The sequence below is a fragment of the Mucilaginibacter sp. 22184 genome (assembly GCF_052045695.1).
In the GTDB taxonomy this organism is placed as follows: domain Bacteria; phylum Bacteroidota; class Bacteroidia; order Sphingobacteriales; family Sphingobacteriaceae; genus Mucilaginibacter.
Map to the genome: position 1 here is coordinate 68,301 of NZ_JBQEPI010000008.1, position 14,903 is coordinate 83,203.

The 14,903-nt window shown below is 44.2% G+C and carries 12 protein-coding genes; 2 read left to right on the forward strand and 10 right to left on the reverse strand.

Annotated elements, in window-relative coordinates; genetic code table 11:
* Positions 1-36: 36 nt before the first annotated feature.
* From ACTJKG_RS18350 to ACTJKG_RS18360, 3 genes are all read right to left on the reverse strand, one after another.
* A complete protein-coding gene (locus ACTJKG_RS18350; protein ID WP_440740053.1) occupies positions 37-2,631 on the reverse strand; it encodes a BamA/TamA family outer membrane protein in 2,595 nt (864 codons plus the stop codon).
* A 5-nt stretch (positions 2,632-2,636) separates the two neighbouring features.
* Complete coding sequence (locus ACTJKG_RS18355) at positions 2,637-3,878, reverse strand: Pycsar system effector family protein (protein ID WP_440740054.1); 1,242 nt, start codon at positions 3,876-3,878, stop codon at positions 2,637-2,639.
* Positions 3,879-4,112: 234 nt separating this feature from the next.
* Positions 4,113-5,090 carry a zinc-binding dehydrogenase gene (locus tag ACTJKG_RS18360; protein WP_440740055.1) on the reverse strand — a complete coding sequence of 326 codons (978 nt, stop codon included), beginning with the start codon at positions 5,088-5,090 and terminating at the stop codon, positions 4,113-4,115.
* Between the two features lie 505 nt (positions 5,091-5,595).
* Between ACTJKG_RS18360 and ACTJKG_RS18365 the strand changes: the two genes are divergently transcribed.
* Positions 5,596-6,282, forward strand: coding sequence for a type 1 glutamine amidotransferase domain-containing protein (locus ACTJKG_RS18365; RefSeq protein ID WP_440740056.1), 687 nt, complete (start codon positions 5,596-5,598; stop codon positions 6,280-6,282).
* A gap of 70 nt (positions 6,283-6,352) precedes the next feature.
* On the opposite strand, the gene ACTJKG_RS18370 is transcribed toward ACTJKG_RS18365, so the two are convergent.
* Positions 6,353-7,927: a GMC family oxidoreductase gene (locus tag ACTJKG_RS18370; protein ID WP_440740057.1), complete on the reverse strand. Its 1,575-nt coding sequence runs from the start codon at positions 7,925-7,927 to the stop codon at positions 6,353-6,355.
* A gap of 352 nt (positions 7,928-8,279) precedes the next feature.
* Between ACTJKG_RS18370 and ACTJKG_RS18375 the strand changes: the two genes are divergently transcribed.
* Positions 8,280-8,783, forward strand: a complete 504-nt coding sequence (locus ACTJKG_RS18375) for a DUF1569 domain-containing protein (RefSeq protein ID WP_440740058.1) — start codon at positions 8,280-8,282, stop codon at positions 8,781-8,783.
* A 378-nt stretch (positions 8,784-9,161) separates the two neighbouring features.
* Here ACTJKG_RS18375 and ACTJKG_RS18380 read toward each other — a convergent pair whose 3' ends face one another.
* From ACTJKG_RS18380 to ACTJKG_RS18405, 6 genes are all read right to left on the reverse strand, one after another.
* Positions 9,162-9,542: a tautomerase family protein gene (locus ACTJKG_RS18380; protein ID WP_440740059.1), complete on the reverse strand. Its 381-nt coding sequence runs from the start codon at positions 9,540-9,542 to the stop codon at positions 9,162-9,164.
* Positions 9,543-9,592: 50 nt separating this feature from the next.
* The gene (locus ACTJKG_RS18385) at positions 9,593-10,636 is read right to left on the reverse strand and encodes an aldo/keto reductase (RefSeq protein WP_440740060.1); all 1,044 of its coding nucleotides are present in this window, start codon (positions 10,634-10,636) and stop codon (positions 9,593-9,595) included.
* Between the two features lie 306 nt (positions 10,637-10,942).
* On the reverse strand, positions 10,943-11,362 hold the full coding sequence (locus tag ACTJKG_RS18390; RefSeq protein ID WP_440740061.1) for an OsmC family protein: 420 nt from the start codon (positions 11,360-11,362) through the stop codon (positions 10,943-10,945).
* A gap of 296 nt (positions 11,363-11,658) precedes the next feature.
* Positions 11,659-12,513: a helix-turn-helix domain-containing protein gene (locus tag ACTJKG_RS18395; protein WP_440740062.1), complete on the reverse strand. Its 855-nt coding sequence runs from the start codon at positions 12,511-12,513 to the stop codon at positions 11,659-11,661.
* Positions 12,514-12,578: 65 nt separating this feature from the next.
* Entirely contained in the window at positions 12,579-12,932 is a 354-nt protein-coding gene (locus ACTJKG_RS18400) for a hypothetical protein (RefSeq protein ID WP_440740063.1), read from the reverse strand.
* Between the two features lie 43 nt (positions 12,933-12,975).
* Positions 12,976-13,902, reverse strand: a complete 927-nt coding sequence (locus ACTJKG_RS18405) for an SDR family oxidoreductase (protein ID WP_440740064.1) — start codon at positions 13,900-13,902, stop codon at positions 12,976-12,978.
* Positions 13,903-14,903: the final 1,001 nt, after the last annotated feature.

The following is a 14,903-nucleotide window of genomic DNA, read 5'->3' on the forward strand; positions in this document are numbered from 1 at the left end:
GACCCCGTTCACTGTTGTTAAAAATGCTTAATGGGGTCAGAGTCGGAAATTGAAAGCGATATAAGGGTACCAGCCTTCTTTGGAATGCCCTGCAATGATCTGGATCACGGTCATGCTGGCCGGAGCAAAATAAACCCCGCCGCCTGTGCCGTTATGCCAGGTGTCACTATGTTCACCATCGATCCAAACCCGGCCGACGTCATAAAAACCAGTCAGACCCAATTGCCCCGGCAGGATATATCCTGGAAGTTTGGCAATTTTTAAGCGCGCCTGGAAATCATTAAATGCCATTTGCTGACCGGCAAACCTGTTTTGCAGGTAGCCCAGCAGGTTGCCCTGACCGCCCAAAAACATGGATTGGTAAAATGCCGGGTCTCCGAAGCTCACACCACCACCAATGCGGTCGGAAAGAACTAACCGGGCACCAGGATCAACTTTTTGGAAAATAGTGAACTCCGGTTTGATTTGGGCGAATGATTTGGATTGACCGTTTAAACCGGCGTATCCCTGCAATTTGACGTCTAAGTAATAACCACTTGTTGGCAGGACCTGGTTGTCCTTGGTATTGCTGACGTAATTCACGATGATACCGGCATGCACACGGTTTGCGCTAACGCTGGTACTGTCATAGCTTTTAACCAGTCCCGGGCTGAAAATAGATCTGCCGGTATTATCAGATGCATCGAAATGGTAGTACTGGATAGATGGCCCGGCGCTGATAAAGCTCCTGCTGCCTGTTTTCCAGCGCAAAGCAGGATCAAACTGGTAAAGATCGAAGCGCGTACGATAATGCCTGCGGTAGTTTCCGGTTTTGTCCAGTGTGGTTTCATTACCCTGGCCGAAGAAGTTCATCGTATTGTCCGGCGCATTCACTGTCGCCTTCATCGTGAAATCTGCCTGGCCTACGACCGCCGTCCATTGCCCGTAATAGTTCATTCGAAACGCCTTGGTGGCAAAAGAGTGGGTGACCATGAACTCCTGTTGGGTCGAGAACGGTAATTTTCTGAAACCGCTTCTGCCGATGTAACGGAAACCCACGCCAAGTAAAAATCCGTCATCCTTATTCAGGGTTCCGGTGGCCAGTGGTGTCCAGGTACTATAGGGGTTGGTCGTTAGGAAACGGGTATTGAGGGTATCATTGCTGAGGTGTTTACTGATACGATTCGTTTTGCCCGTAAAGGTGACACTGTCCGTCTTTCCATAAACCTGCAGGCTCCGGCTGGCTTCTTCAATATCGTAGGTTTTAGTTCCTGATGCGCCGATAACACGGAGGCGGATCGGTGAGCTTTGATTGTTAACCACCACTCGGTCGTCTCCATCCCCGGTATATAACCTGATTTCATGAGTGATGTCCGGCCTGTAAGTTGCATTCATTAAGGTATCACCAGCCTTGCCTTTGTTGAACTTACGGATGATGATATGCATACTGCGGGCTTCGCCATTTTGAATATCCACCACTTCATCCTTATCGGTGGCCCTGATATCAACAATCTGGTTGATAAATCGATAGTATTCATCCATCGCGGCCGGGATTGCATCCCGTCTTTGTTTAAGCTCATTGTAAAGGGCCTCATTTCTGATCCCGCTTAATTCTTTGGGAAGTTTACTGATGGCCTGACGTAGCACTCCATCGTTCTCTTCTTTAACGAAATCTTTGACGATCGCCATCCACTGGTCATAACCAATCTGGAAGTCCATGTATTGTTGGATAAACCTGGTTTTGAATAGTGAGTATTTTACCCTTGGAATATCACTGCTGAAATTACCCAGGACCGGGTCAATCCAGGGTAGGGAGGCGATTCCCGGAAATAATCCCTGGTTAACGTGGAATACCTGGTCCCTGTCCCTTGGGATACCAGTGTAAATTTTCTCCTTACCATTTTTCTCAGCTTTCCAACGCCACTGATCTTCGTGGCGGTCCCAGTCACCGACCAACAGGTCCAGCATTCTCGCTTTTAAAAATGCCGCGCCATTGAGATGATTGTTATAATTTTCCTTTAAGTCCTTAATCATCTTTAGGGTATTCACAGAACTGCCTGTCGGTTCCCTTTCTTCCATTAATACGACCCGGCCCGCGAAATCCGTTCCGAATTGTCCCAGCGCAGGGTCAGGTGCAAGCACCCCGATCACCGGGTTCGCATGGGGAACACCAACTGCATCTGCAAGGGGAGGTACGATCAGCGCGGAATAGGGATGCTGACCACTATATTCATCTTCTACCCAGTCCACTGCAAAAGTGCCTTTCAGATTTTCCGGTATGAGTTTATCCGGTACCTTTTCAACACTTCGGATGACCCACTCACTTCCCTTGGCATCCTCCAGTCTGACAGATTTGGTTTGCATACCACCACCGTTTTGCAGGACTTTAAGCCCTCCAGACACCTGGCTGATCCTGATGATGGGTAACGTAACTTTAGCAGCCCACTCTTTCCGGTAATTTTCGCCGAATAGCTTGCGGTGCATACCACTGACATGATCATAGGAAGGATGGATGGTCGTGCTGATGCTATCCGCGTTTTCTGGTATATGCTCCACACGTACCGGCAAATGTTGCGCCTGTACCTGCCCTGAGCCCAGTAGCACGGCAAGCATACAGCTGAAAGTGGTTTTTATATATAGATTTTGTTTCATGATTTTTAAAGATTAAGAGTTTTAGGTGCGCCTGCCGGAACAGCCGGGACAACCGGGTTACTGTGAAAAGCGGAAACGACAATGAATGCAATGACCGAAAGGATCAGTCCGTACATGAAAATATTATAAGATACGCGCAGGAGACGGTATTTTTTGCCCAGAACCGCTCCCTGTCCAAAAACATCCCGGATGAGGGTGCTATATAACAAGTCCTTATCATCCATGATCTTTATCATGCCTGACTTGTAATCCTCAAACGGCATCCTGTAAAAATTGCCGAAAAATAACAGGTTAGTTTTCTCCAGGTCCTGATCCTGTAAATGCAAGCCACCACCATGTGGAATGGATGGTCTGGTAGCGAGAATAGCAAATGTCATCGCACCAAGGCTCACCGCCAACAACAGGAAGGTTGGGTATGCCAGGAATGCATAGGCTTCGAGCCTGCGCAGCAATAAACTGATCAGCGCAGAAAGTATAATGGAATTAACAGTAATCATGATATGGGCCTTATTGTCTGCCATATCACTGAGCCGTTGATTATTGGACGAAGTGATCCTGAACATCGTTTCAATCCCCTTTTCGGGTTTTTCTTTTTCATGGTGATGCTCGTGAGCGGGCTCCTCAATCGTCAGGTGTTTGTTTTTTGGAGCATAGGATTTTAATTCATCATTGATCTGGCTGATGTTTTTTTTCTTACCCGGATTGAGCTCGGTCAGCGCGAAAGAGGTATGGTACTGGTGATCAAGCAAAAATTGTAAGGTATCCTGCAACCATTCTTCATTACTGATACTCTTTTGTTGCAGGATCTCCCGTTCCTTTCTCAAAAGCTCACTTTTTTGAAATAAACTTTTCCTGCCCAGGTTAAACAGGTCAGCATCGCAAATAATTTCCTGTAATATACCAACAGGTTTTTGGGGTATCCGTGTTGCCTCTATCAGCCCTGAAAGTTGAACCAGAAGCTCCTCACTGATAATTTTATCGGCGAAATAATCACGCATGATTCCAACGCTGATTGCCTCGTGGTCAGTCATAGCTACTGTGATCCCGGTGTCATGGAACAAGGCGGCAGTTTCTAACAACCAGATCTCAGTTTCGGGAAGTTTATAGTATTCAGCGATTTCCCGGGCATGTTTGGCCACGCCCAGGGTGTGGTCCAAGTTATGATAAAGCAATCCGGCATGGTTTGCTTCCGCAAAATGGGCTGTCACGTATTGTTTTATTTTTTTGATCGATTCCGGATTTTTCATCGACCAAATTTTTCAATTGCTGTGCCTTGTTTTAATTGATTGACGTTTAGTGTCTTATATTGATGTTTGAGGTTTTGTTTTACGATATTTCGGGGAATTGAAAATGACCTTGCCGATATAAAGTTATTATCGGGAAATGTAAAAGAAGGATCTGAATGATTGAATCAGGACACACCCTTGAATAAAGAATGTATCCTGACCTGATAATTTAAGCAATGCGCTTATTACCTGAGTTTAAAAGAGGAAGACCTGCTTACCTTCACCTGCGTTGGTAAGCGTCAGTGATACCGCCTCCCGGTATTCCTCTATTTTTTGCACCTTGGCTATCTTTACTTCAAAGCCTTCCCGGGTTGAAAGGTTGATCACTTCATCCAGGAATGGCTGGTCCTCCGGCTTTGGTGGGGATAAAAGGTACCGGTAGATATATGGACGGATAGATAAGCCATTGAACAAAATGTGGTTATTGTGCAGTTCAAATTTATCAGGACTCATATTCCCGTTAATAACTACTGTACTGCCGAATGCAGAGGCCTGTATGAGATCCTCCATGGTTTTGCCCCCGACATTATCAATTACGCCATTGATGCCGTTTTGAACTGTTAATTCGAATAACGTACCTCGCAATGAAGCCTCCTCAGAAAGATCAATTACCGCATCTGCATGCAGGTTTTCCGGGCCATCGCCGGATTTTAGTTTACGTACGATGGAAATAACCTTGATACCAAGGCCTCTGGCAAACTGGGCAGCTAATAATGAAACAGTCGAATAGCCCGCTGTAAGAACCAGCCAGCCGTCTTTTTTAACGCCCGAGCCCTTGACCAGGTCCAGCGCAGTAATTAAATTGACAAACTGTGATGCCTTCATCAATGAGTAATCTGCCGGCAGGGAAATTAGCCATCCTTCAGGTACGACGGCAAATTCTGCCCATGTATTATAATATGTGAAAAAAACGAAAGTGCCTGGTTTAATGATGGCATTTTTACCGGTTTTTACCACGATCCCACATCCGTGATTGCCACCTGTCTGATGTGGCAGAACTGGTTTTTTGGGCTCGGGGTACATATTTTGGATAAATAAAAAATCTCCTGGAATGATAGGGGATGCTGACATCTTTACCAGTACGTCATGATCCCCGACCTCAGGAAGTTTAATATCAGATAAATACAAAACATCAGATGGGGTTCCGATAGTGTCAAATACGATCGCTTTCATAATTTTTTAAGAGTAATAATTTGTTTAAATGGTGTCGTTAAAAATTACCTGGTGTTGAACCGTTATAAGAGGCTTCTGGCCACTAGGATTTTCCAGGTAAAAAATAATGTTGCCAAAATAGATAATATTATCTATTTCAAAATATTCCCTAAGTCAAATTAATGCGCAATGAAATTTATGGTCTCTTTTCGAAATGGTTGCGGCTTTTACGCGAGGTCGTTAGCTGAAAATCAAAAACTCGTTATTTCGTAATTTTGATTTTAATAATATCGTAGAAAGTACTGTAATTAAGGAAATTACAACGTGGCATTTGTTTAGGTATCCAGTTGAATAGTGAAGCGGATTTAAAGGTTGAATTATTTTTTAGAAGCCGGTTTGTTTTCCGTAAGGTTTATTACTTAACTGGCAAACTCATCATGGTTCTTAAAAAGATAAAATTGTCTTAATTGGTTTATTTTCCGCTTACCAGATTCGCATGCTTTAAACTTTAACAAATTCCATTTTTATGAAAATTTTATTTATTGTTAGTTCGGCGCAGTTAGGCTTTTGGCTTGCCGAGTTAACCCACCCTTACTGGCATTTTTCAGAAGCCGGACATGAGATCGACATTGCCAGCCCGCAGGGTGGTAAAGTTATAATGGATCCGACCAGCGATCCTTATACCGAGAAATCCTGGGAGAAAGCCGACCTGGTGAGTAAGGGCTTTCTATCAGACACGGTCCTTATCGATAAAATAGAGAACACCATTCCATTGTATAAGATCAATGTATCGGATTATGATGCCCTGCATGTGGTGGGGGGAGGGGGCCCTGCCGTCGATTTGTATCCGAATACCGAAGTGAAAAATATACTGGAGGCTTTTTGGAGCGCCGGTAAATTTATCGGTACCATCTGCCATGGTTCAATCGCGCTTGGAAACGTCCCTGAGTTGGTGAAAGGAAAACATGCTACTGGTTTTTCAAGAGAGGAAGATACCCAGGCAGAAGCCCTTTATGGAATTAACTTCATCCCCAATTTCCCTCAGCCTGTGATGGAAGGTGCCGGCATCTTGTATGAATGTACCGATCCTTGGGAGCCGCGTGTTGTGGTGGATGGAAAACTAATAACTGGCCAAAATCAGCAATCAGCTTCTGAGTATGCCATTGCCTATAATCATTTAATGGCTGGTGAAACACCTGTGTTTAATTATTAGAATAATATAGGTCTAATTGAGCAGCCGGAAGTATTCACTCCGGCTGCTTTTTTACAGGGTTATCCGTTGGTTAACCAATCAGCTCCTTTACTAAATATTCAGCGATCATCATAGTTGGCGCATTGGTATTTGCGGTTGGTATGACTGGCATGACTGAAGCGTCAGCAATGCGCAAGCCCTGGATGCCACGCACTTTTAATTCCGCGTCCACGACCGCTTGTGGCCCATTCCCCATGGCGCAGGTTCCAGTCGGATGAAAATAAGTCCCGCAAGCGTCCTTAATAAATTCCCTGATAGATGCCCTATCCCCGAAATCCGCTGGAGCAACCCATTTACGAATGAGTTTTTTGAGTGCCGGCTCTTCAGCCAGTTGCAGCGCCAATTCAACACCACTGATCATCGCCTCCATATCTTCTTCAGCCTGCAGGATATTGGGCTGGATTTTTAATGGTGCAGCCGGATCAGCGGAGGTCAACCGGACAGTACCTGTACTCTTAACGTCAACCAGGTTAACAAACAGGCTGAATGAGTTCTCCGGTATCGGATGCTTGGCCATGATCTCAGCAGATTGGACCGGATATTGGATCGGTATGTACATCAGATCAGATTTAGTTTTTGCGGTAGTGCTTTTGCCGTACATGATCGTTCCGCCAAGGTTATTGGTAAATGGACCGACAGGAACACTGGCTTCAAAGGTGATGGAAAGCAAAGGATGATCCTGCAGGTTTTTACCGACACCGGGCAGGTCTATAATGGATTCAATTCCTACAGATTCCAGCTCAGTAGCTTCCCCTATGCCGGAGAGCATTAGTAATCTCGGGCTTTCAAATGTACCTGCTGAGATTATTACCTCTTTTCCAGCAAATGCGGTGTGGGGTTGTCCATCTTTAGTGTATTCCACACCTCTGCAGATCTTTTCTTCATCGATTATCAACCTGGTCGTTACTGTCTGTGGAACAAGGCTCAGGTTTTTATGGCCGAGTACAGGTTGCAGGTAAGCGCTAAAAGGACTAGTCCGTTTCCCTGATTTTATGGTCAGGGGTTCCGGGCTCACACCAAATGGATTTTCTCCGTTCATGTCCTGCCTGTAAGGATATCCAAATGATTTAGCTGCCTCAATAAATCCAAGATCGATCTCGCCAAACCCTTTAGCAGTTTCAATGCCGAGCGGTCCGCCGCTTCCATGGAACTCGTCTTCTCCAAATTCCCAGTCTTCAATCTTTTTAAATAAAGGCAGTACCGAATCAAAAGCCCATTTTTTACTGCTTAAAGTCGCCCAATGATCGTAATCTTGCTTATCGCCACGTGCCCAAATCATTGCATTGATACTTCCGGTACCACCCACTAATTTACCGCGTGGGGCGAATATCGTCCTGCCGTTCAGCGTATCATTGGGCTCGTAAGGGTAAAGATAATCGTGGGTGCTGCCGATATTTTCCAGCCATCTCAACGGATTGTCGACGGTATCGAGCTGGGGATTGAGCGCTCCCGCTTCCAGTAAAAGCACTTTAGCCCCGTTGTCAACTAACCGTCTTGTCACTACGCAGCCAGCAGAACCCGCGCCAACGATAATGTAATCAAAGTGTTGTCCATTTTGATTGTTACCATCCGGGATGAATGATTCCTGATTTTGATTATTTTCCATGTTAGATATAAATTAGATCAGGCAAAAATCTTATCTAAAAGTTTAAAAGACTTTAACCTATGTTAAAAAATAGACAAAATTATCTTTTTTGACGCAAAGACTTCATTAGTTCCTTGCTGCTCATAATTGGATTTTATTTCTGTTATTCTGCCGATCCGATCATTGGGATCCTCAATAATGGTTTGATGGTCTCCTAAATAGCGTAATAGGTACATTATAAATTACTAAATGACGTGAATTAGAATTGGGTAGATATTGTCATTGTGCTGGTTATCTGTACTTTAATCTTTGGTAAAGGCTTTGCATGTCATGGAGCGGGGGACGTATGCCTCCATGAAAAAGCAAAGGGAAAATGATTGAGATTTCAGATTATATTAGGAACAGGGAAATATTCCACGAGACGGTAAGTAGCCTTCAGCAGCATGTATCGCCACTATGGGGAAAAATGAAACCGCAACAAATGGTCGCACACCTGGCGGATGAGGTTAAATGGAGCAATGGTAAAGCACCCTGTTGCTGCATCGTGTCCGAGGAACAGGCCCTTAGGAACAAAGAAATAATGATCTATACAGATATTATCATACCAAAAAACTATTATATAGGGGAACTGCCCCCACATTATCTTACTATGGATCTGAATGATGCTGTTGGACAATTGATGGAGCAACTATACCGCTTTGACCAGCATTTTGTAGATGAGCTGCATGCAGAGGTTCATCCCAGGTTTGGGCCGCTGGTCAAAAGCGAATGGGTGATTTGGCAACAAAAACATTTTTCACACCACCTGATGCAATTTTCAATTATTCCGGAAACGATCGAATCAATGAACAATCAGGATCTAAATGATTGTATCTGAAAAGTGTTGACATTTGAAGTTTATAGGAGAGGTAATTGCTGGATTGTCAATATTTACATCTCCAAAGGTAATGGTTTAGCCCTTTGTGTCCAGTAATTCGGTATGGAAATCCGAATTGACTGCGAGGAAATCCTGCCTCGGTGTAATCGTCTGATTGTTCCCTGACTACTGGATAAAGCGCTAATCAGCTAATTAATTTCAGTCTTCACATAAAGCCGAGCCATATTTTGAGAAGCCAATGCGGCATCATATAAATATGTTTCATAAGCTTGCACGGAGTCAAGCTGACTGAAAAATAAAAGATAATTTCGTTGGTTTATGAAATTCATCCTACAGAGGTAAGGTTAGTTTTAGCAGGTTGGTTTTCAGGGAGCTATCTCAAATATGGATAAGCTCCCCCTTCGCGAATGACCAATTCTCCCATGCGGTTTCCTGAAAACTCACAAATACATCTTCCGGTGAAAACTCCAGCTCCTTCATTTTACAGACCAGCAATTCCAGTATCTTTCGTTTTACTTTGACGCTCCGTCCAACGGAAAACAGGATTTCGATGATGATAAAGTTTGCAGATCGGCCGATTTCCAGGTCGGGGTAAAATTTATCATAGATGAAACTTTCCGGATCCAAATCCAGGAAGCGCTGAAAGCGGTCTCCGGCCGGCACGCCTGCTGTCACAATGGAGGCGTGGATCGCTTCTCCTATGGCTTGCTTTTGTTCTGCTGTTCGGCCTTTGTGGGAAGTAATGGTTATGAGTGGCATTAGTTTGAAGTTTAAAAACAAGGCTACCCCATTTAGGGGTAGCCTGCAAATCAATAAGTGCTATATAGATCAGGTGCGGCATTTAACATGCCGAACATCCGCTGATGTGCATACGGGTAAATCGGCTTAACATCGTTTGCTGCATCCAGTCGTTTAACCTGTTCCAGGCTTAACCTCCAGCCAAGTGCACCTAGGTTTTCAGTTAATTGTTGCTCGTTACGCGCACCGATGACGATGTTCGAAACGGTTGGACGCTGAAGCAGCCAGTTTAATGCAATCTGGGATAATGATTTTCCCGTCTCCACCGAAAGCTCATCGAGGATATCCACGATCCTGTACAATCTTTCCAATGCGGCTTCGTCAGTTGGGCTGTCGCCTCCCTGGGCAACACGCGCGTCCTGTGGAAGCGGTTGGTTACGGCGGTACTTACCACTTAGTTTACCTCCTGCAAGCGGGCTCCAGATCATACTGCCAACTTTGTGCTGGATGCCAAGGGGCATCAGCTCCCACTCATATTCTCTATCCAGCAGGTTATAATATACCTGTTGTGAAATATAACGGGACCATCCGTGACGCTCCGATACCGAAAGGGATTCCATCAGGTGCCATCCGGAAAAATTTGAACAGGCAATGTACCTTACCTTACCGCTATTCACCAGTGAATCCAGGGCCTTCAGTGTTTCCTCAATGGGGGTGGTGGCATCAAACCCATGCATATGATAAATATCGATATGATCGGTACCCAAACGTCGCAGGCTGTCTTCACAGGCCGTGATCAGGTGCTGGCGTGATGACCCGAAATTATTAGGGCCCTTACCAATCGGAAAAGTCGCCTTGCTCGAGATTAATGCCTCATTCCGCAACCCTTGCAGGGCTTTCCCCAATATTTCTTCCGAAAGGCCATCCGAATAGACATTGGCTGTATCGAAAAGATTGACGCCGGCTTCTAAGCAAAGCCTGACCATCCTGCTGGCTTCCTCTACCTGCGTGCTTCCCCAGGCTTTGAAAAACTCATTGCCACCGCCGAATGTAGCCGTGCCCAAACTCAGTACCGGTACTTTCAGCCCTGAGTTTCCTAATGTTCTGTATTCCATTTTTAAGAAATTTTAATCTAAGTGTTGATGCTTCAGGAAAATCTTTGTGTTTCGGTAAAACAGATAATATTGTCTTTTTTTGGCTAGAAGTTTTCCAATGATCTTTAATTTCTAACAGCAATTATAAGTTTTCGATAGGATAAACAGGCCAAACCTAAGAAAAGCTGTCCCGGAAAACCCGGGAGCAGCCTCCGATCATCACCATTGTAACACAAGCCCTCAAACAGTTTTTCAATATTTTTATTTAAATGGGAGATAGAATAGGGAAGGGTGTTCATTCACCTAATTTTATATCCATTTAAAGATTTATGCATAAACCACGTTCAGGGTAACCGGAACACTTAATGATTTTGAAACAATACAATTCGCCTTTGCACCTTCTGCAATTTGCTGAAATGTTTCTTCTTCTACCCCTTCAATTTGGCTGGCTTTAAGTTCCAGGTGTATTCCATTGATCACCAAAGCCTGCAGGTCCAGGTCAACAATGGCCTCGGTTGACAGCTCGCCAGGCGTAAAACCAGCCTGGGTCAGAGCTGCACTCACAGACATGGTGAAACAGCCAGCATGTGCCGCTGCGATTAATTCTTCAGGGTTGGTCCCGATACCATCTGAAAACCTGGTTTTAAAAGAATACTGGGTTTTGTTAAGAACGGTGCTTTGTGTACTGATCTCTCCTTTCCCTTCCTGTAATGTGCCACTCCAGTGTGCGTTTCCTGTGCGTTTCATAGTTTTTATTTATTTTTAGACACTCCAAAGTTACCTCACCGGCGCCGTTGAAATTTTAACACAGGTTAAAATCGACCGGGGGTGAAAAATTAATAAGCGCGGAAATTGACACCGATGATGAGACGGATGCGCCAAGAAGTACTAATATTTATGAACGTAACTAACTTTAACCATTTTCAACGGCGCTTTAAAATAAGGCTTGAAGATTAATACGATAATCGGTATTACCCCGTGGGATATTTAATCTTGTTTCATCTAGTTCTTTGGGTTTCCCGGCTTCAAGGAAAATATACGGATCAATTGAACTTCTGCCTGAAATCCAATGGGCTTTGACTGGTCTTACTTTTGAATAACTTGTTGAACGACTGCGGATGCTCAAAACCGAGCTGATATGCGATCTCGCTGACAGAAAAATCTGTGGCGGATAATTTTTCCTTAGCTTTTTCGATCAGTTTTTCGTGTATGATTTGTTGAGTGGTCTGACCGGTCAGCTGTTTCAACAAGCTACCCAGGTATTTTGAAGAAATATTCAGTTTATCGGCAAAATATTGTACTGAAGGTAACCCGTTTGAAAGCAAAGCTTCATCGTTCAGATAACCGCTCAGGATTTCTTCCAGGCGGCTCAAAATTCGGTGGTTAGTGATTTTACGGGTGATGAACTGGCGCTGGTAAAAACGTTCGGCATAGTTAAGAAGTGTTTCCAGATTGGAGACGATAATGTCCTGGCTGAACTTATCAATGTTGGCATAATATTCTGTCCGGATATTTTTGATCAGTTCATTGATCACCGTCTCTTCTTTGTCAGAAAGAAATAATGCTTCATTGGTGGCGTAACCAAAGTATTCATACTTCTTGATTTTGGTAGCCAGCGAAGTGTTCCACAGAAAATCAGGATGCACGAAAAGCATCCAGCCTTCCAGGTGATGCGGCACACCATTCACCTCACCCCGCAGGATTTGGCCAGGGGCCATAAACCCCATCAACCCTTCATCAAAATCATACTTTTGCTGGCCGTAGAACAGGTGGTCGCAGCCCCTTTTCATGGATACGACATAGAGGTCAAATATTACGGCATCGATGCCCGGAATATTCCTCAGGCCTTTCAGGTCAACGATGCTGATGAGCGGATGGTGGGGTTTGGGCAATTCCATCAAACGATGGATTTCCGTAATAGATCGTATCCGATAAGGCTTGGTATTTGGCATAGGGCAAGTTATCAATTTTTGAATGGATATTTTAGGGCGATCATGATCACGGGTATGGCTAAAAATGGGATCTCTAACAGCGCCATTTTGAAATTGCCCACGCGTGCAGCCAGGCACATGATAAAAAGGATCGAAACTGCGTTCAGCAAGTTGCCCAGAAAGTAAGTCTGAGGAATGAGCAAGAGCACAGCTATCAAAACAATAAACAACGCTAAAAAAGGAACAAACGATCCGCTGATACCTAGTTCGGACATCATTTTTGCGGATTCGGGATGGTCTTTGTAATGGAATGCATCCCAGCCATGTTTGAAATTCAGTGTCACGGATACGATTAGTAATACTAAGGATATGCTATTTTTGATCATCGTTTTAAATTAAATAGAAGCTTTTAATTAAAAAAATCGCAAACTAAAATTTCACTTTTGCTAACTCTTCAGATAGCTTCCATAATTTTAAGAAAACATCTGCATCCTTTGCCTGTGCAGGTATTTTTGCGATAGCAGGAAATCCCCTGGTCTCCATCATTTTGTTCGGGCCGTAATACAAACCTCCCTTAGCCTCCGGAGAGGTTGCTGCATATAACGTCGGCAAGGCTCCTTGTGCAGTTGGCTGGAACAAAAACGGAAAAAGTGTTCTCATTATCCCCGCAACACTCCATCTTCCTGCACCAGTGATCAATAGGTTGGTTCGTGACACACCCGGATGCGCAGCGATACTCGTTATTCCCCAACCGTGCTTTTCACTTTGTCGTTGAAGTTCCAAAGCAAACATCAGGTTGGCAAGTTTTGACTGACTATATGCTTTACCTGGAGAATATGAAGACTTTGACTGAAGGTCATAAAAATTGATCGTTCCTGCACGATTGGCTACGCTTGATACCGTAACCACGCGGGCATCCGTTGATTTGCGTAATAACGGTAGCAATTGTGCTGTCAGTGCAAAATGGCCAATATGGTTGGTGCCGAACTGCAATTCAAAACCATCGGCTGTTTCGATCCGCTTTGGGGGTGTCATTACACCTGCGTTATTGATCAAGAGATCGATGGCTTGGTCTTTTAAGATCATTCTGGAAGCGAAGGCTTTGATCGAGGCCAGGTCTGCCAGGTCTATTTTTTCAAAACTCACTTTTGCTTTAGGATTCTGCCGATGAATTTTAGTGATCGATTCAGCCCCTTTCTGAGCGTTACGCCCCATCATGATTACATTCCATCCCGCTGATGATAATGCCAGTGCATCTTCATATCCCACACCTTCCGTACTACCAGTAATCACAGCTAAACCTCCGTTTCTTCGTGGGATCTGGGATGCAGTCCAATTTTTTATTCCTTTTTGCATTTCACTTGTTTTTGTAATGCAAAATTGGGAAGGTGCCGACAAGCGAGTGTAGCCAAAAAGCACAATGTTGTAGTGGAAAGTCTGATATTAAAGCATAAGACGTCCCTTAGTGCAAAAAGGAGGTTGGCGCTGAACTTATGGAAGCTTTCAAATCGGCTATCAATAAATATATTTTCTGACCGAAATTACCCGATATCTGACGAAATGGATACCAGGGGTACAAAGCATTGTCAGCAACAACTGCGAAATGCCAGCACCCGACCATAATAGTACAAAGACAACATAGACTATCTGAAATCGGAAAAGCATCAGATTAGCTGTAAAGCTTGAGACATTCTGGCGCCAATGATCACCCCGTTACCGAATAGCAAAAAGTTAATTCCGTAACGCTTAGACCATATTAATTTATTGATGATTAATCGCGGTTTTCTTATTGCTTACACAACTCTGTGCTCCAAAGCGCACGAAATAGCTTTGTCAAGTCTCCCGGAATATCGATTCATAGGTCCTGAAATAAGCTAAGTTACCGATTTGTCCGAAAAATGATGGGCGGGTGATGTTTTTAGATAGCAACGAATTTTAGTCCTTATGTTTTGCTTGAAAGCGCTTACTTAACATCACTGCCATTAACGATAGGCCAACGAAGCACGTTATTTGCAACGATAAAAATTGGGTGACGTGCACACTGACCAACAGCAGCCATCCGACAGCCAAGTTAAATAGACTCCAAGAAACGTTTAAAGTAGACGACGATAGGCCAACTCCTCTTGGTGTGGCAAATGGGGTGGGAAACTTATTGCCTGATATACCGTGTACAAAGTGCGGCACCGTGTTGGCAAGGAAAGCTCCGGCAAAAAAAGCGGCAACATAATGATACCATTCCATATTCTGATTTTAAAATTTACGTAGTTAATCATTCATAAAAGGGAGCCCGGTTATCACCCCGGCCTCCCAAATCAACACAAACCCAAACAACACGACTCACAAAAGCGAACGTCGTA